Origin of the sequence: Pantoea sp. EKM20T, assembly GCF_011800485.1 — a bacterium.
Classification (GTDB): domain Bacteria; phylum Pseudomonadota; class Gammaproteobacteria; order Enterobacterales; family Enterobacteriaceae; genus Pantoea; species Pantoea agglomerans.
Window position 1 is genome coordinate 45,213 of record NZ_JAALFW010000002.1, and the last position, 23,376, is coordinate 68,588.

Here is a 23,376-nt window from a genome sequence, read left to right on the forward strand (position 1 = left end):
TGTTACGGGTAACACCATGCGAGACCACAGACAGGAGTATGTAATGTCCAAGCAACAGATCGGCGTTGTAGGTATGGCAGTAATGGGCCGCAATTTGGCTCTTAACATTGAGAGCCGCGGTTACACTGTTTCTATCTTTAACCGTTCACGCGAAAAGACTGATGAAGTCATCGCCGAGAACCAGGGCAAGAAACTTGCTCCTTTTTACACCGTTGAAGAGTTTGTCGAATCGCTGGAAAAACCTCGTCGTATCCTGCTGATGGTTCAGGCGGGTGAAGCGACCGATAAGACTATCGCCTCCCTGACTCCACACCTGGATAAAGGCGACATCCTGATCGATGGCGGTAACACCTTCTATAAAGATACTATCCGTCGTAACAAAGAGCTTTCTGACCAGGGCTTCAACTTCATCGGTACCGGTGTTTCCGGTGGTGAAGAGGGCGCACTGAAAGGCCCATCTATCATGCCTGGCGGTCAGAAAGAAGCCTACGAGCTGGTTGCTCCGATTCTGGATAAAATTGCTGCACGTGCAGAAGATGGCGAAGCCTGTGTGGCTTACATCGGTCCGGACGGCGCGGGCCACTATGTGAAGATGGTTCACAATGGCATCGAGTATGGCGACATGCAGCTGATCGCAGAAGCCTACGCTCTGCTGAAAGGCGCGCTGGGTCTGAACAACGAAGAGCTGGCTGAGACCTTCACTGATTGGAACAACGGCGAACTGAGCAGCTACCTGATCGACATCACCAAAGATATCTTCACCAAGAAAGACGAAGAAGGTAAATACCTGGTTGATGTGATTCTGGATGAAGCAGCGAACAAAGGCACCGGTAAATGGACCAGCCAGAGCTCACTGGATCTCGGCGAACCTCTGTCACTGATCACTGAGTCTGTGTTCGCTCGATACCTCTCCTCGCTGAAAACCCAGCGTGTGGCAGCCTCTAAAGTACTGAGCGGTCCACAGGCGAAGGCCTTCACCGGTGATAAAGCGGAATTCATCGAAAAAGTTCGTCGCGCTCTGTATCTGGGTAAAATCGTTTCTTATGCTCAGGGCTTCTCACAGCTGCGTGCCGCGTCTGAAGAGAACAACTGGGATCTGCACTACGGCGAAATCGCGAAGATCTTCCGCGCTGGCTGCATTATCCGTGCCCAGTTCCTGCAGAAGATTACTGATGCATACGCAGAAGATGCAGGCATCGCTAACCTGCTTCTGGCTCCGTACTTCAAAGATATCGCTGATCAGTATCAGCAGGCATTGCGTGATGTAGTTTCCTACGCGATTCAGAACGGTATCCCGACGCCAACCTTCTCTGCGGCGATCGCTTACTACGACAGCTACCGTTCAGAAGTGCTCCCTGCTAACCTGATTCAGGCGCAGCGTGACTACTTCGGTGCGCATACCTACAAGCGCATTGATAAAGACGGTGTGTTCCACACCGAGTGGTTATAATAGCTGTTACCCAGGTTTAAAAAAACCCGGCTTGGCCGGGTTTTCTTTTGCCGAAAATGAATTATTGCTTTTATAAATATAAGAATACTTTTTAAATGGTGTTGGCGAATGAATAATAAGTTAGCAGGAAAGCATATTCCATATCATCCTTTCATTGATGGCTTACGTGCTCTGGCAGTTTTAGCAGTGGTGTTTTTTCACCTGAATTCAAATTTATTGCCTGGCGGTTTTGTTGGCGTAGATGTTTTTTTCGTTATTTCAGGTTTCATCGTAAGTGCTTCAGTAGCGGCTTTTAAAGGCGCAACCATCCTACAGTTCTTTGCAATATTTTATAGTCGAAGAATAAAGCGTATATTTCCTGCGTTAATATTTATGCTGCTGGTTGTTTTTTTGTTATCAACAGCCTTTATTCCCGGCTCATGGCTAAGTTGGGTTAATCAGTCTACAGGGTATTATGCATTTTTCGGGTTCAGTAATTTCATCCTCGCTTCAACAGGAAGAGATTACTTTGCTCCAACCTCAGATTTTAATCCGTTCACGCATACGTGGTCACTAGGTGTTGAAGAACAGTTCTATTTAATATTTCCATTTCTTTACATCTTCTGGTTGTCATCAAAAAAGCGGTATTTGTCTTCAGTTATATACTTGTGCTTAGGCGTGGCTTCTCTGGTATATTCATTTAAACTATCAGCTACAGAACCTACACAGGCTTATTACTTTACAGCTAGTCGTTTTTGGGAACTGGCTTCAGGTGTATTGTTATACCAGTTCATGTCTGCGTTCAGACAGCAACTTAACTCACAACATCGGGTAATCTGGTTCAGAAGAATTATCAGTGTTATCTCTCTGGCAGGTTTACTGATTTCTTTCATCATCACTGATACCAATCGCTTCCCGATGCCAGGTGCATTACTCGCCACAGTAAGTACACTTGGGCTATTGTTTAGTCTCTATGATGGCGTTGCGCCATCAATCGTCAACAGTCTGCTAAGTAACAGATTCCTTAGATTTATTGGTAAATTGTCTTTTTCGCTTTATTTATGGCACTGGCCGGTATTCGTTCTCTTTCGCTGGACTTACGGCCTCGAAAAGATTTCACAACAATTATTAGCATTGCTGATAGCAGTATTGTTTTCGCTCTTCTCCTATCTGGTTATCGAAAAACCTGTCAGAACCGCGCGCTTTATTGCACAAAGAAATAACTGGATCGTACTATTTACAGGTGTTGTGGTTATAGGGATTTCATACTTAGCTGCTGCAAAAATCGATTCCCGCGTAGGGAAAATTTCGCAAAGCGTACTGACTAAATTCCCACAGGATTGGTATCCTGAAGGCAGTGGTGTTGTTGAGGGCTATCCTGGCTGCCAGGCAGAGCCAGAACATGTTGATGTAAACGGTGGGTTGTTACTGATTTATAAGGTGAAAGGTTGTGATAAACCAGCTTCGCCTAATCCACATCAGATTTTCGTTATCGGGGATTCGCATGCCCTGGCATACTCTGGATTATTTAAAAGTTTTGCAATCAAAACGCAGACGACAATTTTTGCATACAATAATGGTGGCTGTCCTTTCCTCAGCTTTACGCCAGAAAGAGATATGGATGTCCCTCAATGTCAGAAATATTCAGATTCGTCACTTCAGGATATTATTAAAAGAGTGAAGCCTGGAGACATTCTCTTCCTGGCTTCATTGAGATTGCCGAGATTCGTTGATCAGTGGGCCTATTTCGGAGACAGGCAACATGCGGATATTCTGTTTAGTGAGCGGGCTGAAAAAGGGCGCGAACGTACAGTAGATTATGCAAAAGAGGCCTTAAAACCCTTTGTTGATAAGGGGGTTCACATCATTTTCGAAGCACCAAAACCTCTGTTTAAGATTCCAGTGTATCGATGTGCTGACTGGTTCAACAAAAGCAATCCTATCTGTAAGAGTGGAGATTCAATCTCACGTGAAGTTATTGAAAACTATCGGGCACCTATTTTAGCTAGCTATTCGGAGTTAGGTAAAACTATCCCATTAGATGTCTGGGATCCGCTCCCGACTTTATGTGGTGAAAGTAAATGTAGTGCTTATAAAAATGGTAAACCACTCTTTTTTGATGGAGATCATCTGAGCGGCTACGGAAATAAAACGCTGTTTCCTTCTTTTACGCGCTTTGTTAACTCAGTGGAAAGCGGGAATCGTCAGCAAATTACGTTATCTGGCAAAAAACTAACTATTGATTTTACTCAGCCAACCTATCCTTCATATGTCGAAGATATTGAAGGGCTTTCACAGCATGAGGCATGGGGAAGATGGTCAGATCAGACTGAAGCCGAAAAAGTATCGATCAGCTTCAAAGCTAATTTACCTAAGCATTTTGTTATTACGCTTAAGGGACATGCTTTTGGGCCTAATATAGGCAAGGATATTAAAATCAGCTATTCAGGTGTAAATCGTACAGTGAGGTTGCAACAGGATGATACTATCCAATCGATTGAATTCAATTCAAATGAACAGTCAAATGAAATTGTTATCATGCCTCCTGCACCAACGACACCTCAATCTCTAAATCTCGGAGAAGATAAACGAATGCTGGGTGTAGGTTTTGTCAGTCTGGATATTAATGAAGTGAAATAGTGAATTTAAATTTCAAATAGAAATGGATTGCTAATGATGATTGAACAGAAAGAATATGATATTGCAGTTGTTGTGCCTTGTTATAATGAGGGTGTCTCAATTTCACAAGTGATTAAGGATTTCAAACAACATCTACCTTCAGCATCAATTTATGTGTTTGACAATAATTCAAATGACGATACTGCTGATAGAGCACTTGCGGCAGGTGCTAAAGTTTTTACTGTGAAAGAACAGGGAAAAGGTAATGTCGTCAGGCGCATGTTCGCGGACATCATTGCTGACATTTACATAATGGTAGATGGCGATGCAACCTACGATGCGGCAAGTGCCCCCAAAATGATTGAGAGATTAATCAATGAACGCCTTGATATGGTTGTCGGCGTCAGAAAACATGAAGATAAAGAAGCGTATCGTATGGGGCATACTTTAGGTAATAAGATGCTTACCGGATGCGTGAAAAGTATTTTCGGTGGCAAGTTTTCGGATATGTTATCGGGGTACCGTGTTTTTTCACGTCGCTATGTTAAATCATTCCCGGCAATGGCAAAAGGTTTTGAGACTGAAACAGAACTCACTGTGCATGCTCTCGAACTCCGGATGCCTTACAGTGAAGTGGATACCCCTTACAGTGCAAGGATGGAAGGGTCAGCGAGTAAGTTGAACACTTACAGAGATGGGATTCGCATCGCAAAAATGATCCTTAGGTTATATGCAACTGAACGGCCTCTGATGTTTTATGGCATCTTAGCACTCTTGTTCAGTATTACCGGATTCGTTTTAGCATTTCCTTTGGCCACCTACTATTTCGAAACGGGGCTCGTTCCTCGCTTGCCTACGGCATTACTCTCAACAGGATTGATTCTGTTAGCATCAATTTCGTTTGTGACCGGATTGATTTTAGAAAGTGTGACCGTAGGTCGGCGTGAACTTAAGCGTCTTTCCTATCTTTCAGTTCCTGTAAAGCGTATTTGATTTTAATATGATGAAATTAATATCCAACAGAAATGTCAGAATTCTATTATTCATTCTGGCATTTATCATAACGTTGGGGATTGTTTTCTCCAGACAATTCTCAACAGGCTTTGAATTTGTTATTGGTAGTCGTTTCGATGGAATGATAGAAACCAGTATTTTACAGCACTGGTACAATTTCTTTACGGGGCAGGCTAAATGGAATCAGGTAGCCTATTTCTATCCCTACAAAGATACCTTGGGCTATAATGATGGATATTTAATCTTTGGGATGATTTTTTCAATTTATAAGTTTTTAGGTTTGGATGTGTTTCTGGCATCTGAATTTGTTAACATAACATTGAAAGCGATTGGCTTTATATCTTTTTTCTATCTTGCGCGTCATGTTTTAAAGGTGGGTTTTTACGCAGCAGTCGCTGGGGCCATGATTTTTAGCCTCAGCAACTCTCTGACTGTGCAAATGCATCATGCACAATTGCTAAGTCTTACTTTTGCTCCGCTGTTGACGGCTCTACTTCTCAAATATTTTTCTTCGGTTATCGCAGGTGATAGAAAGAACTCCATCATCTTAGGAAGTTGTTCAGCTGTATTTTTATCGGCATGGCTGATAACCTCTTTTTATATGGCTTGGTTCTATCTGCTTTTTTCACTTATTTTTATAATATGTATTATACCTTCCATTTTATTCAGTACGGCTTTGCGAGAATCTCTCTTTAGTAGAGTTGATATTTATTCTTTTTTTGTGCCTGTTCTCTTTTTCGTTGCTTCTATAATCCCTTTTCTGATGGTTTATTTGCCTAAAGCAAAAGAAACGGGCGGGCAAAATCTTTACTCAGTTACTTATTATGCGCCAAAAATAGGTAACCTGCTGGATCCTGGTTCTTCTAACCTGCTTTTTGGAAAACTTGCCGATTTTGTTTTTGGGAACCACTTTGGGTCTGTACAGCGAGTCGGAGAGTTAAATGTTGGTTTTCCGCCGTTCATTGTACTTGTGTTTGTTTTTTCTTTACTTTCAATTCTTTTTATAAAAAAGAAAGATGTCGGGATTAAGTTAATTGCTGGCTTGATTTTTGCGTTGTTCATCTCTCTGGCAGTAATGATAAAACAGGGCGATTTCTTTCTTTGGGAGTATATCTGGAAGTTTGTTCCCGGCGCTAAAGGAATGAGGGTTACTTCACGCTATGCGCTCTTCCTTATCTTTCCGCTTGCCCTTTTAGCAACATTATTTCTTTCTGGAAGAATCGTTAAGATCGCAAAACCTATTGGGTTTATTCTTGGTGTGTTGCTTATTACTGAGCAGATTAATCTGTCACAAAGTAGTGATTTTAACCGTAAAGTTAGCCTTGCCTTCTTAAATGACGTGCCCGCTCCTCCTAAAGAGTGCAAATCATTCTATGTTTTAGGACAGCGTTTCGGTGAGTTCGATATAAATAACACAAACATTGACTTTGATCTCTATCCACATAATGTCGATGCGATGTTTATTGCTGAGATTTTTCACCTGAGAACAATCAACGGCTTTTCAACTTTCAACCCCAAAGATTGGGATTTTGCTAAAAACCCGTTAAATACCTATATACCCAGAGTTCTTAAATATGTTGATGCTCATGGTATTCGTCAGGGACTATGTGAATTTGATTTAAACCGGCTTAAATGGACTTACTTTTCCTCATCTCAGCAGCCAGGTACCTCTGGAAAAGTTCAAGGGAATTTGTCCTTAAAGCTCAGGTCACAAATCAAATCTGCAAGCGATAATTCTGGTCAGACGCTATCGGTCACTGTTATTAACAACAGTGATTTCGCTGTTGGCAAAAATACATTTTATCCTTTGAATTTAGGCGTCAGACTATATAGTCCGGATGGAGCGCTCATTAATCAGGACTTTTTGCGCGTGGCTATGCCTTACGTTGCTGCGCAAGGCGGCCATGCTGATGTAACCCTCAAATTACCAGGGAAGGTTAGTGACAGAAGCCGTGTTCAAATTGTCCCGGTTGAAGAGGGAATCGCTTGGTTAGATAAGCAGGGCGTAGAACCCTTGGTTGTCTCTTTTTAATCAAGATGACCAGCTATTATTCTGTGGCTGGTCATAACAATAAAATTGGTTCTGATTCTCGTATGAAAAAATTAATATTATTTGCATTTGTCGGTGTTGCTGGTTTTATCGTTGACGCCCTTGTGCTCTATCTTTTAAAAGATTTCTTAGGGCTGTATATTGCCAGGCTGATTTCATTTCTGGCGGCAGTTTTTGCAACCTGGCTGCTTAACCGGAAACTTACTTTCAGAAGCATGTCTTCGTCATTAAATAAGAAAAGAGAGTTCTTAAATTATCTTTTCTTTATGCTTTTTGGCGGGGCTGTGAACTATATCGCCTACAGTATTGCTGTTTACAATTCCTCCTGGATTGCGCAATACCCAGTGGTTGCCGTAGCCATCGGAAGTCTATGCGGGCTGGCGGTCAACTTCACAACATCGTCTCTCTTTGTGTTCAAAAATCGACGCGAGCAAAGCTGATTGCGAAGTGACACGCCAGTTGGTGATGCTGACTACATCACCAGCAAATCCCCGCTCCGAATCTCTCGCTCACCTGCCAGCCTCACAACCAGCATGCCTGCCGTCGCAAACTTAGCCCAGTGTCTTGCATAGAGAATACCGCCATGTTCCGTCACCAGCGGGGTAATCTGGTCGGTTATCGGATCAACAACCTCCGCCACCACTTCTCCCGGCCGAATCTTTGCGCCCAGCGGTTTACGATGCAGGATCAGTCCGGATACCGGCGAATGAATATATTCACAGCCCGCTAACGGCGTAGGTGGATTTTTCAGGGCAGGGAAGGCCGCCGCCGATCCTTCGCTGTGACGCTCTTTGATGACGCCAGCTTCTCCAGGTGCTTCAGCGATATCTGGCACGTTTAAACCAATCGGGCCGTCATTGATAGCCACGATATCGTCTCCGCCCGCGCTCGCCCGGACAAGTTCGTCGCCGCCAATCACGGGTGCCGCCACTTCCACGGAAATCGCAGGCTCGCTGTAGCCGATATAACCGCCTTCCTGTAGCGCTGAAATAATCGCCTCCGCGTCTTTCTCCGCCTGTTCAGGCGACACATCACGTACACCGCGCAACTCCAGCGTCACCGGCAGCAATCCCCGTGGCATCGGATAATCTTTGCCAAACCGTTCCGCCAGCGTCAGCCAGGGTTCGCAACAGGCTTCATCAAACGGTTCACCGCCAGAGATCTGCGCCAGCAGCTGCACCTCACTGCCTAACCAGCGCGCCAGCGGCTCAATGTCCGGCCAGGCGTGCGGCGTGGTGTACAGGTGAGGCACGGCTTCCCAGTCACAGTGCAGATCGATCATCAGATCGGCCTGACTGGCCATCCGCATCAGCGTGTGGCGTTGCGCATCCAGCTCGGTTTTTGGCACGGTATCGCGATAGTGGCGATCAATCGCCTCGCGGATCAGGCTCTTATTTTGCGTTTCACTCTGAGTCAGACTCTCAGCCAGCCCGGCCGCCAGGGTTGCGCCCAGTGACGGGAAACGGCGGTTGAAGTCCTGGCCAGAGAGCGTATGGAATCGGCCAAGATGGGTGCCATGCCAGTGCTGTCCCAGCGCCAGGGGATTGGCAACCGGCACCAGGGTAAAGGCGGCTTTAAGTTGACCGGCGGACTCCAGCGCCTGTAGTCGCTGCTTTAAAAACCATGCCACCGCCATACCGGGCAGTTCGTCGCCATGCAGCGCAGCCTGGATGTAGACCTGACGCTCGTTGTCTTCCGCGAAATGGAAACTGATGATTTCACGCTGGGTGCCTAAAGAGGCGCTTAACAGTGGATGATGTTGTTGATGCATACCGTGTTAATGTCCTTTAATCGGCAAAGGACGACAGCGCGCCGTCCCGAAATAGTTAGAGTATAGTGCCGGATCGCGGTGAGGATGAAAAAGGGCGACCGCGAGGTTAAGGCTGGATAGAGATATCCGTGGCGAAGTAGCGCTTCTGAATCTGGTCAAAGGTGCCATTCTTTTTGATTTCGACGAAGGCGTTATCCAGTGCGGTTTTCAGCTCGGTATCGCCTTTACGCAGGCCAATCGCCGTGCCGGGGCCGATGATCGGATCCTGTATAATCGGGCCAGCCAGTTCAAAATCTTTGCCCTGCGGATGCTTCAGGAAGCCGATGGCCGCCTGTGCCGCATCGGTGAATACCGCATCCAGTCGGCCTGAAACCAGATCGCTTTCAACCTGTGCCTGATCGCCATAAGGCACTACGGTCACACCGTGAGGCTGCCATTTCGCCAGCGCATAGCGCTCCTGAACCGTTCCCTGTTCTACGCCGACCGTTTTTCCTTTCAGGGATTCAACGGTGGGCAATATGCCAGCACCTTTACGGGCAATCAGCTGGGTGTGGGTGTCATAGAGCGGCGCGGTAAAATCAATCTGCTTCAGGCGCTCTTCGGTAATGCCCATGTCGGACAGAATGGCATCAAATTTACGCGCTTTAAGGGCCGGGATCATGCCGTCAAACTGGCTTTCAACCCAGACACATTTTGCCTGCATCTGAGTACAAAGCGCATTGCCCAGATCAATATCAAAGCCGACCAGCTTGCCCTGTGGCGTTTTCGATTCGAATGGCGGATAGGTCGGATCGACCGCGAAACGCACCTGTTCGATTTTTGCCTGCGCGCCAAAAGCGCAGCCTGCCATAACGGCCACAGCCAGCGTCTGACGCAGGCGTTGAGTGAAAATGTTCATGATTTTGCTCTTATTCTGTCGTGATGAGTGATTATGCAGAGTATCGCCGGGCTGCCGGGATGGCAATTACTGCGTAATCTTCACCACGTCAGCCGCGCATAACGCGCGATAATCTTCGGTATTCAGGATCACTGAGCGTTCCAGCAGACCGGCGTTAAACGCGATCTCCGGATAACGTTCAAACAACGCGGGGTCAACAATCAGTCTGAGGTCGGGATGAAAGCTGAACGGCGGAATCGCCCCGAATACGCAGCCGGTCAGCAGATCGGTTTCCGCCGGACTGGCGAGTGAGGCGCGTCTTCCCCCGACTGCTACCGCGACTTTGCCCAGATCGGCCTGATGATCGGCAGGTAAAACCGCCAGTACATGCTGTTTAACGCCGTTGCCTTTCACATGACAGACCAGCGCTTTAGCACCCTGGCCGATTTCGGTGCCGCGTATCGCCGCGACCGCTTCACATTTACCGGTCGCCTCATGCTCCATCAGGCGATAGCGTGCCTGGTGCTGGTCGAGCAGGGCGATTAATTTCTCATGGGTGGTCACGGTTCTCTCCCTGAGGTTTGAGTTGCCGTCATTGTGCCGGATGGACGAGAGGAATGAGCTGAAGACTGCTCAGAATTCGCATAAAAACGAAATTCTGAGCAGCATATTGCACAGTTACTTATGGCGGTCACGCAGGTTGTTGATCACGGCGCGGAAGTCGAGATCCTGATCCTGCAACAGCACCATCAGGTGATAGACCAGGTCAGAAGCTTCGTTGGTGAGTTCATCCCGATCGTTGACCGTGGCGGCCAGTGCGGTTTCAACGCCTTCTTCACCCACTTTCTGCGCGATGCGTTTGGTGCCGCTGGCGTAGAGTCGTGCGGTGTAGGAGCTTTCAGGATCGGCGGTTTTGCGCGAAGCCAGCAACTGCTCAAGCTGATAGAGGAACGTCCACTCAGGGACCGCCGGTGAGAAGCAACTGGTGGTGCCCAGATGGCAGGTCGGGCCAATAGGATCCGCCAGCACTAACAGGGTGTCATTGTCGCAGTCAGGCGTGATGCTCACGACCTGCAAAAAGTTGCCGGAGGTTTCGCCTTTGGTCCACAAGCGATTTTTGGTGCGGGAGAAAAAGGTGACCTTGCTTTCTGCCAGCGTTTTCTCCAGCGCGGCCGGGTTCATGTAGCCATGCATCAGTACTTCGCCTGAGACGAAGTGCTGGACAATGACCGGCATCATGCCCTGTGTTTTATCCCAGTCGAGAAGGGCCTGTTGTTGTTCAGTTAGCACGCGCGAATCTCCACTCCGTTGTCGATCAGAAAGCTCTTCAGCTCACCAATATTAATAATCTGCTTATGGAATACCGAGGCGGCTAAAGCACCATCCACGTTAGCTTCGGTAAACGCATCCAGGAAGTGCTGCATGGTGCCTGCGCCGCCAGAGGCGATGAGGGGCACGTTGCAGACTTCACGCATTTTCTTCAGCTGCACCAGGTCATAGCCGTTACGCACGCCATCCTGATTCATCATGTTCAGCACGATCTCGCCTGCGCCCAGCTTCTGCACTTCCTGCACCCACTCCAGCGTTTCCCACTGTGTCACGCGGGTGCGCGCTTCGTCGCCGGTATACTGATTCACCTGATATTTACCGCTGGCTTCATCAAACCAGGTATCGATCCCGACCACAATACACTGCACGCCAAAACGGTCCGCGAGGCGGGTAATGAGCGTGGGATCGGCCAGCGCCGGCGAGTTAATCGAAATCTTATCTGCGCCAAACTCCAGAATGCGCGCTGCGTCTTCCGGGGTTTTAATGCCGCCTGCGACGCAGAACGGGATATCGATCACTTCCGCAACCCGCGATACCCAGCTTTTGTCGACGACCCGGCCATCGGATGAGGCGGTGATATCATAGAACACCAGCTCGTCGGCACCTTCGGCGGCATAGCGCTGCGCCAGCGGCACGATGTCGCCGATGATTTCGTGATTGCGAAACTGTACGCCTTTGACCACCTGGCCGTCACGTACGTCCAGGCAGGGAATTATCCGTTTTGCCAGCATGCGATCGCCTCCGAAACAGTGAATTTATCTTCCAGCAGCGCACGTCCAACAATCACGCCCTGAACGCCGCTGCCGCGCAGGGCGGCGATATCATTGAGGTCGCCAATGCCACCCGAGGACTGGAAAGCAATCGTCGGAAAGCGCGCCGCCACTTCCTGATAGAGCGCAACATTGGAGCCGCTCAGGGTGCCGTCGCGAGAAATGTCGGTGCACAGCACGTGCTTCAGGCCCACCTGCTGAAAGTCGGTAATCACCTCTTCCAGCGTGACACCCGCCGCTTCCTGCCAGCCACTGATTGCCACTTCTTTGCGGTTACTGGCATCAATGCGCACATCTAACGCAAGCACAATCGCCTCTGCGCCAAATTCCGCAAACCACCGTTTTACCTCTTCAGGCTGTTTCACCGCGGTGGAACCGACCACCACGCGACTCGCTCCGGCTTCAAGCAGTGCATGCACATCATCACGGCTGCGAATGCCGCCACCAACCTGCACCGTCACATCAACGCCATCCAGCAGGGTTTTCAGCAGCGCGATCTGGCGTTTCGCCGGATCTTTCGCGCCGGTTAAATCCACCAGATGCAGCACGGTCGCGCCCTGGCGAACGTAATCCTGCAGACGCGGCAGCGGATCGCTGCCGTAATCGCGCTGCTGACCATAATCGCCCTGATGCAGACGAACCACTTTGCCGTCAATTAAATCTAACGCGGGGATAATCATTACATCTCCAGGAAGTTTTTCAGCAGCTGCGCGCCCGCTTTGCCCGAGCGTTCCGGGTGGAACTGGACGCCAAAGAAGTTATCTTTCTGCACCGCGGCGGTGAAAGCTTCACCGTAGTGACACTGGGCGATAGTGCTGGCGTTGACCGGCATGGCATAGCTGTGGACGAAGTAGAAATAGCAGCCTTCGTCGATGCCACGGAACAGATGATTGCCCGCCTGCGCGGTAATCTGATTCCAGCCCATGTGCGGCAGCGGCAGGCCGTGCGTGTCCATTAATGACACCGGCACATCGATAATCCCCAGCGTCGGCACGCCGCCGTTTTCATCGCTGCCTCGACCCAGCAGCTGCATACCCAGGCAGATCCCCAGCACCGGCTGGGTACAGGCTTTCACCAGATCGATCAGGTCACGCTCTTCCAGCTGATTCATTGCCGCCTGCGCGGTGCCGACGCCGGGCAGAAACAGTTTGTCGGCACGCAGCACCACATCGGGATCGCGGCTCACTTCCGGGGTGTAGCCCAGACGTTCAATCGCCCATTTCACCGACGACAGGTTGGCGCAACCGGTATCCATGATCACCACGTTCATCACAGCACTCCCTTCGAGCTTGGCAGCGTATTGCCCTCAACGCGGATCGCCTGACGCAGCGTACGGCCAAAGGCTTTAAACAGGCTCTCGACGCGGTGATGGTCATTCTTGCCTTTAGTTTTAAGATGCAGGGTGCTCATCATGGCGTAGGAGAGTGAGCTGAAGAAGTGCTCGACCATCTCGGTGCTGAGGTCGCCCACGCGCTGATAGTTGAACTCCGCTTTGAACTCGATGTGCGGACGGCCGGAGATATCCAGCGCGCAGCGCGCCAGACATTCATCCATCGGCAGCACAAAACCGAAACGGCCAATGCCACGCTTGTCGCCCAGCGCCTTCAGCAGCGCTTCGCCCAGTGCCAGACCGGTATCTTCCACCGTGTGGTGATCGTCAATATAGAGATCGCCTTTCACTTCGATGTTCATGCGGAACCCGCCGTGTACGGCAATCTGGTCCAGCATGTGGTCGAAGAAACCCACGCCGGTATTAATCTTGCTGCCGCCTTCGCGATCCAGCCACAGTTCTACCCGCACCTGTGTCTCTTTGGTGTTGCGCTGCACCAGCGCATGGCGGTCACGCTGGGTCAGACGCTGCTGGATGGTCTGCCAGTTCTGGCCGTCAGCACCGTAGCGGATAGGCTGGATGCCCATGTTCTCTGCCAGCTGGACATCGGTCAGGCGATCGCCAATCACGTAGCTGTTGGCGGTATCCAGCGCGCCTTCAGCCAGCCAGGCTTCCACCATTCGGGTTTTTGGCTTGCGACAGTCGCAGTGATCGTCCGGCATGTGCGGGCAGATCAGCACATCGTCAAACGCAATGCCCTGCGAGGTCAGGATCTGCATCATCAGATTGTGCGGGCCATCGAAATCGGCCTGCGGGAAACCCGGGGTGCCAAGACCATCCTGGTTAGTGATCATGACCAGGCGATAACCGGCGGCCTGCAGTGCCAGCAGCGCCGGGATAACATCTGGCTCAAACGCCAGCTTATCCATGCGGTCCACCTGATAATCTTCAGGCGGCTCAGAGATTAACGTACCGTCGCGGTCAATAAAAAGGGTCTTCTGGCTCATGCTTGCTCCACAGAAAAGGCTTGCAGCGCGGCGATCACTCGTTCGCACTCTTCACGCGTGCCGATAGAGATGCGCAGGCATCCCGACAGGCCCGGATTTTTGTTCTGATCACGCAGGATAATGCCCTGATCCCATAAGGTTTTGAAGACTTTTGGTGAATTGGTAAAGCGCGCCAGCACATAGTTGGTTTCACTGGAGAAAACCTGCTCAACGCAGGCCAGCTGAGCAAGTTCAGCCTGCAGCCAGCTACGATTCTCATTCAGCTGTGCCACATGCTCACGCATCAGCGCAATTCCCTGGTCGCTCAGCGCCTGACCGGCGACATCGGCCACCGGTGTGGCCAGCGGGTAGGGCGCAATCACCTTCATCAGCAGGTCGATGACCGGCTTATTCGCCAGCGCAAAGCCGCAACGCAGGCCAGCCAGCGCAAAGGCTTTAGAAAGCGTACGCAGGATCACCAGATGCGGATAATCCTTCAGCCAGCCGGTCAGGGTCGCCTGCGGGCAGAACTCAATGTAGGCTTCATCTGCGACTACCAGCGCTTTACCGGCGGTCATCGCCAGCAGCTGACGGATGTCGTCCTGATTGATCAGGTTGCCGGTCGGGTTGTTCGGGCTGCAGAGGTAAACCACTTTGACGCCATCCAGCTGCTCTGCAATGGCAGGCAGGTTCAGCTGCCAGTCGGTCAGGGCCGGGACGGTGCGGTATTCAATGCCGATGGTTTCGGCGCTGACGCTGTACATGCCATAGGTCGGTGGACAGAACAGAATCGCATCCTGACCCGGCTCACAGAAGGCGCGCATGATCAGTTCGATGGCTTCATCTGCGCCACGGCTCACCAGCACCTGCTCCGGCGTTAAGCCTGCATAAGCAGCGTAGCGCTCAATCACCAGTTTAGGCTGACATTCCGGATAGCGGTTCAGCGTCTGCTGCGACAGCTCAAACGGCACCGGCAGCGGAAACTCGTTGGCATTGAGCCAGACATCTCCGTTGCCACCCAGACGACGCGCCGACATATAGGGCGTCAGGGCGCGCACATTGGCGCGCGCCAGCTGCTCAATATCCTGACTCATGCTTGCTCCTTCAGTGCGGCAACGCGCAGGGTGACGGCATTCTTATGGGCATCCAGCTGCTCGGCGGCGGCCAGGGTTTCAATGGTGGCGGCCAGGTTCAGGAAGCCCTGTGGCGTCAGCTCCTGCACCGTCATGCGTTTCTGGAAATCGGCCAGGCCCAGGCTGGAACAGGTCGAGGTGTAACCGTAGGTCGGTAACACGTGATTGGTGCCAGAGGCGTAATCGCCCGCGGACTCCGGCGACCAGTCGCCTAAAAATACCGAACCGGCGCTGGTGATCGACTCCACCAGATCGCGCGGCTGGCGCGTTTGCAGAATCAGGTGCTCCGGGCCGTAGAGATTAGAGATCGCGACACACTGCTCAAGGTCACGCGCCACGATCAGGCGGCTGCTTTCCAGCGCCTGACGCGCTGTGGCAGCCCGCGGCAACTGCGCCAGCTGCTGCTCAACCGCGACCGCGACCGCCTCGGCCAGCTTTAATGAAGGCGTCAGCAGAATCACCTGCGAGTCGGGACCATGCTCTGCCTGTGAAAGCAAATCAGACGCGACAAACGCGGGCGTGGCGCCTTCATCCGCAATCACCAGCACTTCAGAAGGACCCGCTGGCATATCAATCGCCGCGCCATCGAGTCGCTGACTTACCTGACGTTTCGCTTCTGTCACCCAGGCGTTGCCCGGGCCAAAAATCTTATCCACGCGTGGCACGGTTTCGGTGCCGAAGGCCATCGCGGCGATGGCCTGCGCGCCGCCTACCTGGAACACCTCTTCTACGCCGCACAGCTGGGCGGCATACAGGATCTCATCGGCAATCGGCGGCGGCGAACAGAGCACCACGCGGCCACAGCCAGCGATACGGGCCGGGGTCGCCAGCATCAGCACGGTGGAGAAGAGCGGGGCGGAACCACCAGGAATATAGAGTCCGACCGATTTCACCGGACGGGTAATCTGCTGGCAGCGTACGCCTGGCTGGGTTTCCACATCCACCGGCGGCAGGATCTGCGCGTTGTGGAAGGTTTCGATATTGCCCACCGCGACGGCCATCGCCTGCTTCAGCTCGTCACTCAGACGTAAGCTGGCTTCTGCGATTTGCTGCGCGGTAACACGCAGGTTATCCACCTGCGCTTTGTCGAAGCGGGCGCTGAACTGGCGCAGGGCGTCATCACCGTTCAGCTTTACCTGCTCCAGTACATCGCGCACCGTCATCGTCACGTTTTCAGAGGCGGCGATAGCGGGACGTAACAGCAGCGCCTGCTGCTGTTCGGGGGTGCACTGCTGCCACTCAATCGGGGTAGAAAAGGCCATGGCTTACTCCATCATCTTCTCAATAGGCAGCACCAGAATCGAACTGGCACCCAGCGCTTTCAGTTTTTCCATGGTTTCCCAGAACAGGGTTTCGCTGCTGACCATGTGCATCGCCACGCGGCTGACATCGCCTGCCAGCGGCAGCACGGTCGGGCGCTCTGCGCCAGGCAGCAGGCTGATCACTTCTTCCAGACGCTCACTTGGCGCGTGCAGCATGATGTACTTCGATTCACGCGCTTTAATCACGCCCTGAATACGGGTCATCATTTTGTCGATCAGCTCCTGCTTCGCGGCAGGCATCTCGCCGTCACGCTGGATCAGCACCGCTTTTGAACGATAGATTACTTCAACTTCGCGCAGGCCATTGGCTTCCAGCGTAGCACCGGTAGAGACCAGGTCGCAGATGGCATCAGCCAGACCGGCACGGGTCGCCACTTCTACGGAACCGTTCAGTAAACAGGTCTTAAAGCTGACGCCTTTTTTGTCGAGGTATTGTTTTAACAGGTGCGGATAGGAGGTGGCGATACGGGATTTATCCAGGCATTCCGGGCCGGTGTACTCGGCATCTGTCGCCATCGCCAGTGACAGACGGCAACCGCCGAAGTCCAGGCGGCGCAGCGTAAAGTAGCGCGGGTCTTCACCCTGGGCACGGCGCGACAGCAGCTCTTCTTCCAGCACGTTCTCGCCGATGATGCCTAAATCGACCACACCATCCATCACCAGGCCAGGAATATCGTCATCGCGCACGCGCAGGATGTCGATCGGCATGTTCTCCGCAAACGCAATCAGGCGCTGTTGCTGAAGGTTGATTTTAACGCCGCAGCGCGCCAGCAGTTCGCGTGAATCATCACTTAAACGGCCAGATTTCTGCATAGCTATGCGTAAACGGGTGTTATCTAACATGGTTCCTGTCCTCTTAATTCGGTCCTGAATGTGTGGTTACGTCAGCCCATAAAAAAACCCCCGGAAGACGATCTTCCGGGGGTTCTCTTGCGTTCACACCACTGGAAGATCTTGAAAGTCTTCCAGCACCAATCGCCTGAAAGACTAGTCAGGATGATGGTGGTGATGATGGTTGAACTGAACGCGTGTCATAATAATCTCGTCGATGAATGAGTATTCATTTGTGGGGTTTAACCTAGCGAAGATGGCTGCGCTTGGCAACACTTTTTTAAACGGGCGGTTCGGAAAGCGCTGAAACAGGTTGTTCTGGTTTGCAATCCGGGGGCAAACTACGGTGAAGTCAGGGTTGATGTTTCACGTCAGGAGTCAAAATGAAGAAGGTCGCGATTGTGGGACTGGGCTGGTTAGGCATGCCGCTGGCCACGGCGTTAACTGCGCGAGGCTGGCAGGTCACCGGCAGCAAAACCACGCCAGACGGTGTAGACGCGGCACGCCGCTGCGGCATTGAGGCGTTCCAGCTGGAACTGACGCCGGAACTGCTCTGTGATGCCGCCGATATTGAGCCGCTATTCAACGTCGATGCGCTGATCGTTACACTGCCCGCCAGCCGCACTGCGGAAGGTGGCGAAGCCTATCTGCAGGCGGTGCAGAATGTGGTCGATACGGCGCTGGTTTATAAGGTACCGCGCATTATCTTTACCAGTTCCACCTCAGTCTATGGCAGCAGCGCCGGCGCTAAGCGGGAAAACAGCCCGCTGGACGCAGAAACGGTGGCCGGAAAGACGCTGGTTAAACTGGAGAACTGGCTGCACGATCTGCCAGGCACCAGCGTAGATATTGTGCGGCTGGCCGGTCTGGTAGGACCAAAGCGCCATCCGGGACGCTTCCTCGCCGGTAAGCAGGATGTGGCCAATGGCTCGCAGGGCGTCAATCTGGTGCATCTGGATGATGTCGTTGAGGCGATCACGCTGCTACTGCAGTCGCCCAAAGGGGGCCGGGTCTATAATCTGTGTGCCTCGAAACATCCCTCGCGTGACACCTTCTATCCTGCGGTCACGCACCAGCTTGGGCTGCAGCCGCCGCAGTTCGCACCCGAGGAGGAAAAGAATAGCGGCAAGCTGATTGATGGTTCCCGCATCTGTAGCGAGCTCGGTTTTGAGTACCGCTATGACGATCCGATTAAAATGCCGCTGGAGTGATACGCGGCTGGCGCTGTTGCGGGGGCTGAGTGCTCCCGCTCTGATAGGTGAAAGTTCTGCTCTTCCTGTAGTTACAACATACTATAACAGTTTAAACAACAGGGCAGAATGTGCCCCGCTGAAAGACCTGTTTTCATCTGGCCAGACAGCCAGGTCTGGCCCTCAGCCTCACACCCCTAACCGATCCCTCAACGCATACCACACCGCGCCCATCGCCGTCAGCGGCACCTTAAACCGTCGCCCACCGGGAAACGGCAGGTGAGGCAGGCGGGCGAAGGCATCAAAACGCTCGGCATCGCCGCGTAACACTTCGCTGATCAGCTTGCCGGAAAGATGCGTACTGGTTACGCCATGACCGCTGTCACCCTGCATAAAATAGACATTCTTCTCCAGCCGGCCAAACTGCGGCATGCGCGACAGCGTCAGGAGGAAATTGCCGCTCCAGCTGAAGTCCAGCTTCACGTTCTGCAACTGCGGGAAAGTGCGGCGCAGCTTGGGCCGGATCAACGCTTCAATATCGGCCGGTTCCCGTGCGCCATAAACCACGCCGCCGCCATAGAGCAGCCGGTTATCCGCAGTCAGACGGAAGTAATCCAGCAGATAGTTACAATCTTCCACACAGTAGTTGTTCGGCATCAGCGACAACGCCTGGTCGGTTGACAGCGGTTCGGTTGCCACAATCTGCGATCCGCACGGCATGCTTTTCCTGCTCAGTCGCGGTTCCAGCTGCGGGGCCAGATAGGCATTCCCGGCGAAGATCACAAAGGTTGCGCTGACCTCGCCCTGGGCGGTTTTTACCCGGTTTGGTGTACCATAAACCACACTGGTCGCCGCGGACTGTTCATAGATGCGTCCGCCATGTCGCCGGATCGCCTCCGCTTCCCCCAGCGCCAGGTTCAGCGGATGCAGATGGCCGCCGCGCCGATCCAGCAGCCCGCCAACGTAGCGTTCGGTGGCGACTTCACGGCGAATGGCTCGCTCATCCAGTAGTTCCAGATCATGATTCCCATACTGCTGCCATAACGCTTTCTGTTTTCGCAGATGCGCCATCTGACGTGCATTCAGGGCCGCAAAAACGCCGCCAGGCCGGTAATCGCAGTCGATCGCGTACCGCTTAATGCGATCGCGGATGATTTCAGCGCCTTCAAACATCATGCTGCCCAGCATACGGGCGCTCTCTTTACCGTAGCGCTGCTCAATCACATCCACGTCGCGGCTGTAGGAGTTCACCACCTGACCACCGTTACGCCCGCTGGCACCAAAGCCGACCCGCGCCGCTTCCAGCACGACCACGTCATAGCCTACCTCGGTCAGATGCAGCGCCGCCGAAAGACCGGTGAAACCGCCGCCAATAATGCAGACGTCACACTGAATGCTCTCCTGTAATGTCGGCCAGGGCGCATGCGGATTGGCGGTCGCTGCGTAATAACTCTCCACGTAATTCATAACAACCTCCGGAAGCGCCTAAAAGTTGGCTGGCGTATGGGCACTGACAATGCGGCAGGGGATTTCAGCACGGTTGGTGAAACTGTGTGGTAAGCCCGTATCAATGACGTAGCTCTCTCCGGCAGAGAGATGATAGTGCTCTCCGTTGATGACCAGCGTAATCTCTCCTTCCAGCAGCGTGCCGGTCTCTTCGCCCGGATGACGCAGCTTCTCGCCGGTGCTGGCACCGGGTTGATAAGTTTCCAGCAGCATGCCCAGCGTGCGCTGTGCACGGCCATTGTCGATAAGCTTCAGCGAAACTCCCTGACTGCCAATCTCCAGCAGGTCGCTGGCGCGGACAATGACCTTAGGTTCCGCGTCCGGTTTGGGTTCCGAGAAGAACTCTGACAGCGAGAGCCCATAGACTTTCAGCAGCTTCTGTAGGGTGCTGACCGCCGGGCTGACCTTATCCTGTTCAATGGTGCTGATGGCGCTGTGGGTCAGTCCGGCCAGTTCGGCGACACGGCGTTGTGACAGCCCCAGTGTCTGCCGGATCTGCGCCAGCCGTCGTCCCGGCGCCAGCGTGGCATCACTCATTTTCTTTTTCCTTGTGATAACGAATGGCGGCCTGAATAAAGCCGCTGAAGAGCGCCTGCGATCCCGCCGTGTGTTCCGGCTGCCACTCGGGATGCCACTGCACCGCCAGGGCGAAGGGATGATGGCGCAGACTCACCGCCTCAATCAGGCCATCCGGCGCGCGCGCTTCAACGCGCAATTGCGGGCCCGGTTCGCGTACCCCCTGATGATGCAGTGAATTGACCGCCAGCGGACTGTTGCTGTCCAGCAGCGTCGCCAGCAGGCCGTCGGGTTCGATAGTGATTGGATGCGTCGGCGCATACTGCTGCTCCAGCGGCTGCGTCTCATCTTCATGATGACGCTGAAACGGCGGCTGCCCGCTGAGCTCCCGCCACAGCGCACCGCCATTTGCCACCACCAGCTCCTGCAGCCCACGGCAGATCCCGAACATCGGCATCTTGTGGCTGGTGGCCCAGGTGATCAGCTGAAAGGCGAGATGGTCACGGCCCGGATCGGCATGCGGCTCTTCGCCCGCCTCGCCATAATGCCAGGGTTCGATATTGCTGGGGCTGCCGGTCAGCAGCAGGCCATCCAGAACAGCCATAGCGTTTTCTAATAGATGAGGCGCTTTCATCAGACTGTGGGGCAGGGCCAGCGGTACGCCACCCGCAAGGACAACCGCATCGGTATACTTATTGTGAACCGTCTGGCTCGGATGGCCGCCCAGATCCTTCTGGCACATCACTACGCCGATCAACGGCTTGTCAAAAATAATGCCCATCTCACGTCCTCGCATCGCTGTTCGAAATATCTACCGAAAGGGCACGTCTGGCGGTTAAGTGTGCAATATTTTTTCAATCTAGCAATCTGCTGTTTGTTCTTCAAACAGATTTGTTACATTTGCACACTTTTTATGTTGGCGCTATGTTAGTGGTGTGGCTGTTATTTTGAGCATTACGCAAACCTAATAGGGGCGGGTGAGATCATGACTAACCTGGTAGAAGTGGAAGACTTCACGCTTCACAGTGAAGAGAAACGAACCAGCGCGTTCCAGCTTGAGGTGAAAACCTGGCTGGAGCGCCATCCTGACACGCAGTATGTCGACATCCTGTTAAATGATTTAAATGGTGTGTTCCGCGGCAAGCGCATTCCGGTCTCTGCGCTGCCTAAGCTGGAAAAAGGGTGTTATTTCCCCGCCTCGGTGTTTGCCATGGATATCCTCGGCAACACAGTAGAAGAAGCGGGACTCGGCCAGTCACTGGGCGAACCCGATAATCTCTGCCTGCCCGTCACCGGTACTTTAGTTCCCTCCGCGTCTGACCCTCAGCACATTGCGCAACTGCTGTTAACCATGTGCAACCAAGATGGCACTCCCTTTGACGTTGAACCCCGAAATGTCCTTAACCGGCTGTGGCAACAGCTGCGTAACCGAGGTCTGTTCCCGGTGGTAGCGGTAGAGCTGGAGTTCTATCTGGTGGACAAAAAGCGCGATGCCGAAGGCTTTATCCAGCCGCCGTGTTCGCCCGGCAGTGATGAACGCAATATGCAGAGCCAGGTCTACTCGGTAGATAACCTCGATCATTTCGCCGATGTGCTGCGTGACATCGACGATCTGGCCCGTCAGCAGGGCATCCCGGCCGATGGTGCGCTGGCGGAAGCCTCGCCCGGACAGTTTGAAATTAACCTGCATCATACCCGCGACGTGCTGCGGGCCTGCGACCATGCGGTGCAGCTGAAACGCCTGATTCGTCAGGTGGCGGAAAACCACGGTATGACCGCGACGTTTATGGCGAAGCCCTATGAGGAGTACGCGGGCAGCGGCATGCATGTGCATATCAGCATGCTGGATGCCGCCGATCATAACGCCTTCGCCTGCGATGACGGCAGTGATTCGCCGCTGATGAAACGGGCGCTGGCCGGGATGATCGATCTGATGCCCGCCTCAATGGCGTTGCTGGCACCCAATGTGAATGCCTATCGCCGTTTTGTTCCGGACGCCTATGTGCCGTTGCAGGCATCGTGGGGCCATAACAACCGGACCGTTGCGCTGCGGGTGCCGTGCGGGGATATCGACAATCATCGTATTGAGTACCGGGTTGCGGGCGCGGATGCTAATCCCTACCTGGTGGTATCGGCTATTCTTGCGGGGATGCTGCATGGGCTGGATACCCAGTTGCCGTTGCCCCATCCGGTCACCGGCAACGGTCACCATGCCGAGGGTCTGGCACTGCCGATCCGCCAGAGCGATGCGCTGTATGAGTTTGACAACAGCTATCCGCTGCAGAAGTTACTGGGCGAACGCTTTGCCAGTGTCTGGCACAGCTGTAAGCATCATGAACTGATGCAGTTTGAACGGCTGATTACGTCGACCGAGATTGACTGGATGCTGAAAAATGCCTGACAGGTTTTTTTACCTGTCATCTGACGCGCTTTTTTTTGCATAAGATGCCCCGATGGCTTGTATTCCTGCCACGGGTTAGGGCAGAATACGCGGCCTGCAAAATCAGATGATAACCGACGCTAACCGCGCCGGTTATTTTTTTGCATCCAGTTTTATTAGAGCGTTTTTTGCTGACTTAACCGAGGCCGGGCACGCACCCGGATAGATAAACACTGAAAACACGCATAAGCGTGAGATTGAGGATTACAAAGATGGGGATGTTTTACACTCTGCCAGCCAACGCTGGTACGCGTTTTCGTGAT

The 23,376-nt window shown here is 52.7% G+C and carries 22 protein-coding genes and 1 other annotated feature; of the genes, 7 read left to right on the forward strand and 15 right to left on the reverse strand.

All coding sequences use genetic code 11. The annotated features are described in order from the left end of the window. Positions 1–43 precede the first annotated feature (43 nt). The 5 genes from gndA to HFD94_RS03335 all read left to right on the forward strand — a co-directional run bounded on the left by gndA (position 44) and on the right by HFD94_RS03335 (position 7,552). The gene (gene gndA, locus HFD94_RS03315) at positions 44–1,450 is read left to right on the forward strand and encodes an NADP-dependent phosphogluconate dehydrogenase (RefSeq protein ID WP_122888704.1); all 1,407 of its coding nucleotides are present in this window, start codon (positions 44–46) and stop codon (positions 1,448–1,450) included. Between the two features lie 108 nt (positions 1,451–1,558). Further along, positions 1,559–4,069 (forward strand): acyltransferase family protein, encoded by a 2,511-nt coding sequence (locus HFD94_RS03320; protein ID WP_122888705.1) that lies wholly within the window; start codon positions 1,559–1,561, stop codon positions 4,067–4,069. A gap of 36 nt (positions 4,070–4,105) precedes the next feature. After that, positions 4,106–5,041: a glycosyltransferase family 2 protein gene (locus tag HFD94_RS03325; protein ID WP_122888974.1), complete on the forward strand. Its 936-nt coding sequence runs from the start codon at positions 4,106–4,108 to the stop codon at positions 5,039–5,041. A 7-nt stretch (positions 5,042–5,048) separates the two neighbouring features. Then, on the forward strand, positions 5,049–7,094 hold the full coding sequence (locus HFD94_RS03330) for a hypothetical protein (RefSeq protein ID WP_122888706.1): 2,046 nt from the start codon (positions 5,049–5,051) through the stop codon (positions 7,092–7,094). Between the two features lie 23 nt (positions 7,095–7,117). After that, positions 7,118–7,552 (forward strand): GtrA family protein, encoded by a 435-nt coding sequence (locus HFD94_RS03335; protein ID WP_243234766.1) that lies wholly within the window; start codon positions 7,118–7,120, stop codon positions 7,550–7,552. Between the two features lie 32 nt (positions 7,553–7,584). Here HFD94_RS03335 and HFD94_RS03340 read toward each other — a convergent pair whose 3' ends face one another. The 12 genes from HFD94_RS03340 to hisL all read right to left on the reverse strand — a co-directional run bounded on the left by HFD94_RS03340 (position 7,585) and on the right by hisL (position 17,665). After that, positions 7,585–8,883 carry a succinylglutamate desuccinylase/aspartoacylase family protein gene (locus HFD94_RS03340; RefSeq protein ID WP_122888708.1) on the reverse strand — a complete coding sequence of 433 codons (1,299 nt, stop codon included), beginning with the start codon at positions 8,881–8,883 and terminating at the stop codon, positions 7,585–7,587. Between the two features lie 106 nt (positions 8,884–8,989). Then, positions 8,990–9,781, reverse strand: coding sequence for an ABC transporter substrate-binding protein (locus HFD94_RS03345; protein WP_010248077.1), 792 nt, complete (start codon positions 9,779–9,781; stop codon positions 8,990–8,992). A gap of 66 nt (positions 9,782–9,847) precedes the next feature. After that, positions 9,848–10,324, reverse strand: a complete 477-nt coding sequence (locus tag HFD94_RS03350) for a YbaK/prolyl-tRNA synthetase associated domain-containing protein (RefSeq protein WP_010248074.1) — start codon at positions 10,322–10,324, stop codon at positions 9,848–9,850. Positions 10,325–10,438: 114 nt separating this feature from the next. Beyond that, complete coding sequence (gene hisIE, locus HFD94_RS03355; protein WP_010670963.1) at positions 10,439–11,050, reverse strand: bifunctional phosphoribosyl-AMP cyclohydrolase/phosphoribosyl-ATP diphosphatase HisIE; 612 nt, start codon at positions 11,048–11,050, stop codon at positions 10,439–10,441. Further along, a complete protein-coding gene (hisF, locus tag HFD94_RS03360; protein WP_010670962.1) occupies positions 11,044–11,820 on the reverse strand; it encodes an imidazole glycerol phosphate synthase subunit HisF in 777 nt (258 codons plus the stop codon). The genes hisIE and hisF overlap by 7 nt, the downstream gene beginning before the upstream one ends. Then, on the reverse strand, positions 11,802–12,539 hold the full coding sequence (gene hisA / locus HFD94_RS03365; RefSeq protein ID WP_010248066.1) for a 1-(5-phosphoribosyl)-5-[(5-phosphoribosylamino)methylideneamino]imidazole-4-carboxamide isomerase: 738 nt from the start codon (positions 12,537–12,539) through the stop codon (positions 11,802–11,804). The genes hisF and hisA overlap by 19 nt, the downstream gene beginning before the upstream one ends. After that, a complete protein-coding gene (gene hisH / locus HFD94_RS03370) occupies positions 12,539–13,129 on the reverse strand; it encodes an imidazole glycerol phosphate synthase subunit HisH (protein WP_122888709.1) in 591 nt (196 codons plus the stop codon). The genes hisA and hisH overlap by 1 nt, the downstream gene beginning before the upstream one ends. Next, a complete protein-coding gene (gene hisB / locus HFD94_RS03375; protein ID WP_010670960.1) occupies positions 13,129–14,196 on the reverse strand; it encodes a bifunctional histidinol-phosphatase/imidazoleglycerol-phosphate dehydratase HisB in 1,068 nt (355 codons plus the stop codon). Before hisB ends, hisH begins: the two co-directional genes overlap by 1 nt. Beyond that, on the reverse strand, positions 14,193–15,269 hold the full coding sequence (hisC, locus tag HFD94_RS03380) for a histidinol-phosphate transaminase (RefSeq protein WP_111534025.1): 1,077 nt from the start codon (positions 15,267–15,269) through the stop codon (positions 14,193–14,195). The genes hisB and hisC overlap by 4 nt, the downstream gene beginning before the upstream one ends. Beyond that, positions 15,266–16,570 carry a histidinol dehydrogenase gene (gene hisD, locus HFD94_RS03385; protein WP_033758367.1) on the reverse strand — a complete coding sequence of 435 codons (1,305 nt, stop codon included), beginning with the start codon at positions 16,568–16,570 and terminating at the stop codon, positions 15,266–15,268. The genes hisC and hisD overlap by 4 nt, the downstream gene beginning before the upstream one ends. A gap of 3 nt (positions 16,571–16,573) precedes the next feature. Next, positions 16,574–17,473 (reverse strand): ATP phosphoribosyltransferase, encoded by a 900-nt coding sequence (gene hisG, locus HFD94_RS03390; protein WP_004571317.1) that lies wholly within the window; start codon positions 17,471–17,473, stop codon positions 16,574–16,576. Positions 17,474–17,521: 48 nt separating this feature from the next. Continuing rightward, positions 17,522–17,642, reverse strand: a sequence feature (His leader region). After that, complete coding sequence (gene hisL / locus HFD94_RS03395) at positions 17,618–17,665, reverse strand: his operon leader peptide (RefSeq protein WP_100396937.1); 48 nt, start codon at positions 17,663–17,665, stop codon at positions 17,618–17,620. (Overlaps the previous feature by 25 nt.) A gap of 179 nt (positions 17,666–17,844) precedes the next feature. Between hisL and HFD94_RS03400 the strand changes: the two genes are divergently transcribed. Further along, positions 17,845–18,672: an SDR family oxidoreductase gene (locus HFD94_RS03400; RefSeq protein ID WP_033778808.1), complete on the forward strand. Its 828-nt coding sequence runs from the start codon at positions 17,845–17,847 to the stop codon at positions 18,670–18,672. A gap of 168 nt (positions 18,673–18,840) precedes the next feature. On the opposite strand, the gene HFD94_RS03405 is transcribed toward HFD94_RS03400, so the two are convergent. The 3 genes from HFD94_RS03405 to puuD are packed head-to-tail and all read right to left on the reverse strand — an operon-like array spanning position 18,841 to position 21,454. Next, a complete protein-coding gene (locus tag HFD94_RS03405) occupies positions 18,841–20,118 on the reverse strand; it encodes an FAD-binding oxidoreductase (RefSeq protein WP_010248052.1) in 1,278 nt (425 codons plus the stop codon). An 18-nt stretch (positions 20,119–20,136) separates the two neighbouring features. Continuing rightward, positions 20,137–20,694, reverse strand: a complete 558-nt coding sequence (puuR, locus tag HFD94_RS03410) for an HTH-type transcriptional regulator PuuR (RefSeq protein WP_010670955.1) — start codon at positions 20,692–20,694, stop codon at positions 20,137–20,139. Then, positions 20,687–21,454 carry a gamma-glutamyl-gamma-aminobutyrate hydrolase gene (puuD, locus tag HFD94_RS03415; protein ID WP_167432755.1) on the reverse strand — a complete coding sequence of 256 codons (768 nt, stop codon included), beginning with the start codon at positions 21,452–21,454 and terminating at the stop codon, positions 20,687–20,689. The genes puuR and puuD overlap by 8 nt, the downstream gene beginning before the upstream one ends. Positions 21,455–21,655: 201 nt before the next feature. On the opposite strand from puuD, the gene HFD94_RS03420 reads away from it, so the two are divergent. Then, positions 21,656–23,074 (forward strand): glutamine synthetase family protein, encoded by a 1,419-nt coding sequence (locus HFD94_RS03420; RefSeq protein WP_029519400.1) that lies wholly within the window; start codon positions 21,656–21,658, stop codon positions 23,072–23,074. Positions 23,075–23,376: the final 302 nt, after the last annotated feature.

Excerpts from the sequence above, each read along its gene's own strand:
- gndA (WP_122888704.1), top strand. The coding sequence starts at position 44 with ATGTCCAAGCAACAGATCGGCGTTGTAGGTATGGCAGTAATGGGCCGC.
- HFD94_RS03320 (WP_122888705.1), top strand. The coding sequence starts at position 1,559 with ATGAATAATAAGTTAGCAGGAAAGCATATTCCATATCATCCTTTCATT.
- HFD94_RS03325 (WP_122888974.1), top strand. The coding sequence starts at position 4,106 with ATGATTGAACAGAAAGAATATGATATTGCAGTTGTTGTGCCTTGTTAT.
- HFD94_RS03330 (WP_122888706.1), top strand. The coding sequence starts at position 5,049 with ATGATGAAATTAATATCCAACAGAAATGTCAGAATTCTATTATTCATT.
- HFD94_RS03340 (WP_122888708.1), bottom strand. The coding sequence starts at position 8,883 with ATGCATCAACAACATCATCCACTGTTAAGCGCCTCTTTAGGCACCCAG.
- HFD94_RS03345 (WP_010248077.1), bottom strand. The coding sequence starts at position 9,781 with ATGAACATTTTCACTCAACGCCTGCGTCAGACGCTGGCTGTGGCCGTT.
- hisF (WP_010670962.1), bottom strand. The coding sequence starts at position 11,820 with ATGCTGGCAAAACGGATAATTCCCTGCCTGGACGTACGTGACGGCCAG.
- hisA (WP_010248066.1), bottom strand. The coding sequence starts at position 12,539 with ATGATTATCCCCGCGTTAGATTTAATTGACGGCAAAGTGGTTCGTCTG.
- hisH (WP_122888709.1), bottom strand. The coding sequence starts at position 13,129 with ATGAACGTGGTGATCATGGATACCGGTTGCGCCAACCTGTCGTCGGTG.
- hisB (WP_010670960.1), bottom strand. The coding sequence starts at position 14,196 with ATGAGCCAGAAGACCCTTTTTATTGACCGCGACGGTACGTTAATCTCT.
- hisC (WP_111534025.1), bottom strand. The coding sequence starts at position 15,269 with ATGAGTCAGGATATTGAGCAGCTGGCGCGCGCCAATGTGCGCGCCCTG.
- hisD (WP_033758367.1), bottom strand. The coding sequence starts at position 16,570 with ATGGCCTTTTCTACCCCGATTGAGTGGCAGCAGTGCACCCCCGAACAG.
- hisG (WP_004571317.1), bottom strand. The coding sequence starts at position 17,473 with ATGTTAGATAACACCCGTTTACGCATAGCTATGCAGAAATCTGGCCGT.
- HFD94_RS03400 (WP_033778808.1), top strand. The coding sequence starts at position 17,845 with ATGAAGAAGGTCGCGATTGTGGGACTGGGCTGGTTAGGCATGCCGCTG.
- HFD94_RS03405 (WP_010248052.1), bottom strand. The coding sequence starts at position 20,118 with ATGAATTACGTGGAGAGTTATTACGCAGCGACCGCCAATCCGCATGCG.
- puuR (WP_010670955.1), bottom strand. The coding sequence starts at position 20,694 with ATGAGTGATGCCACGCTGGCGCCGGGACGACGGCTGGCGCAGATCCGG.
- puuD (WP_167432755.1), bottom strand. The coding sequence starts at position 21,454 with ATGGGCATTATTTTTGACAAGCCGTTGATCGGCGTAGTGATGTGCCAG.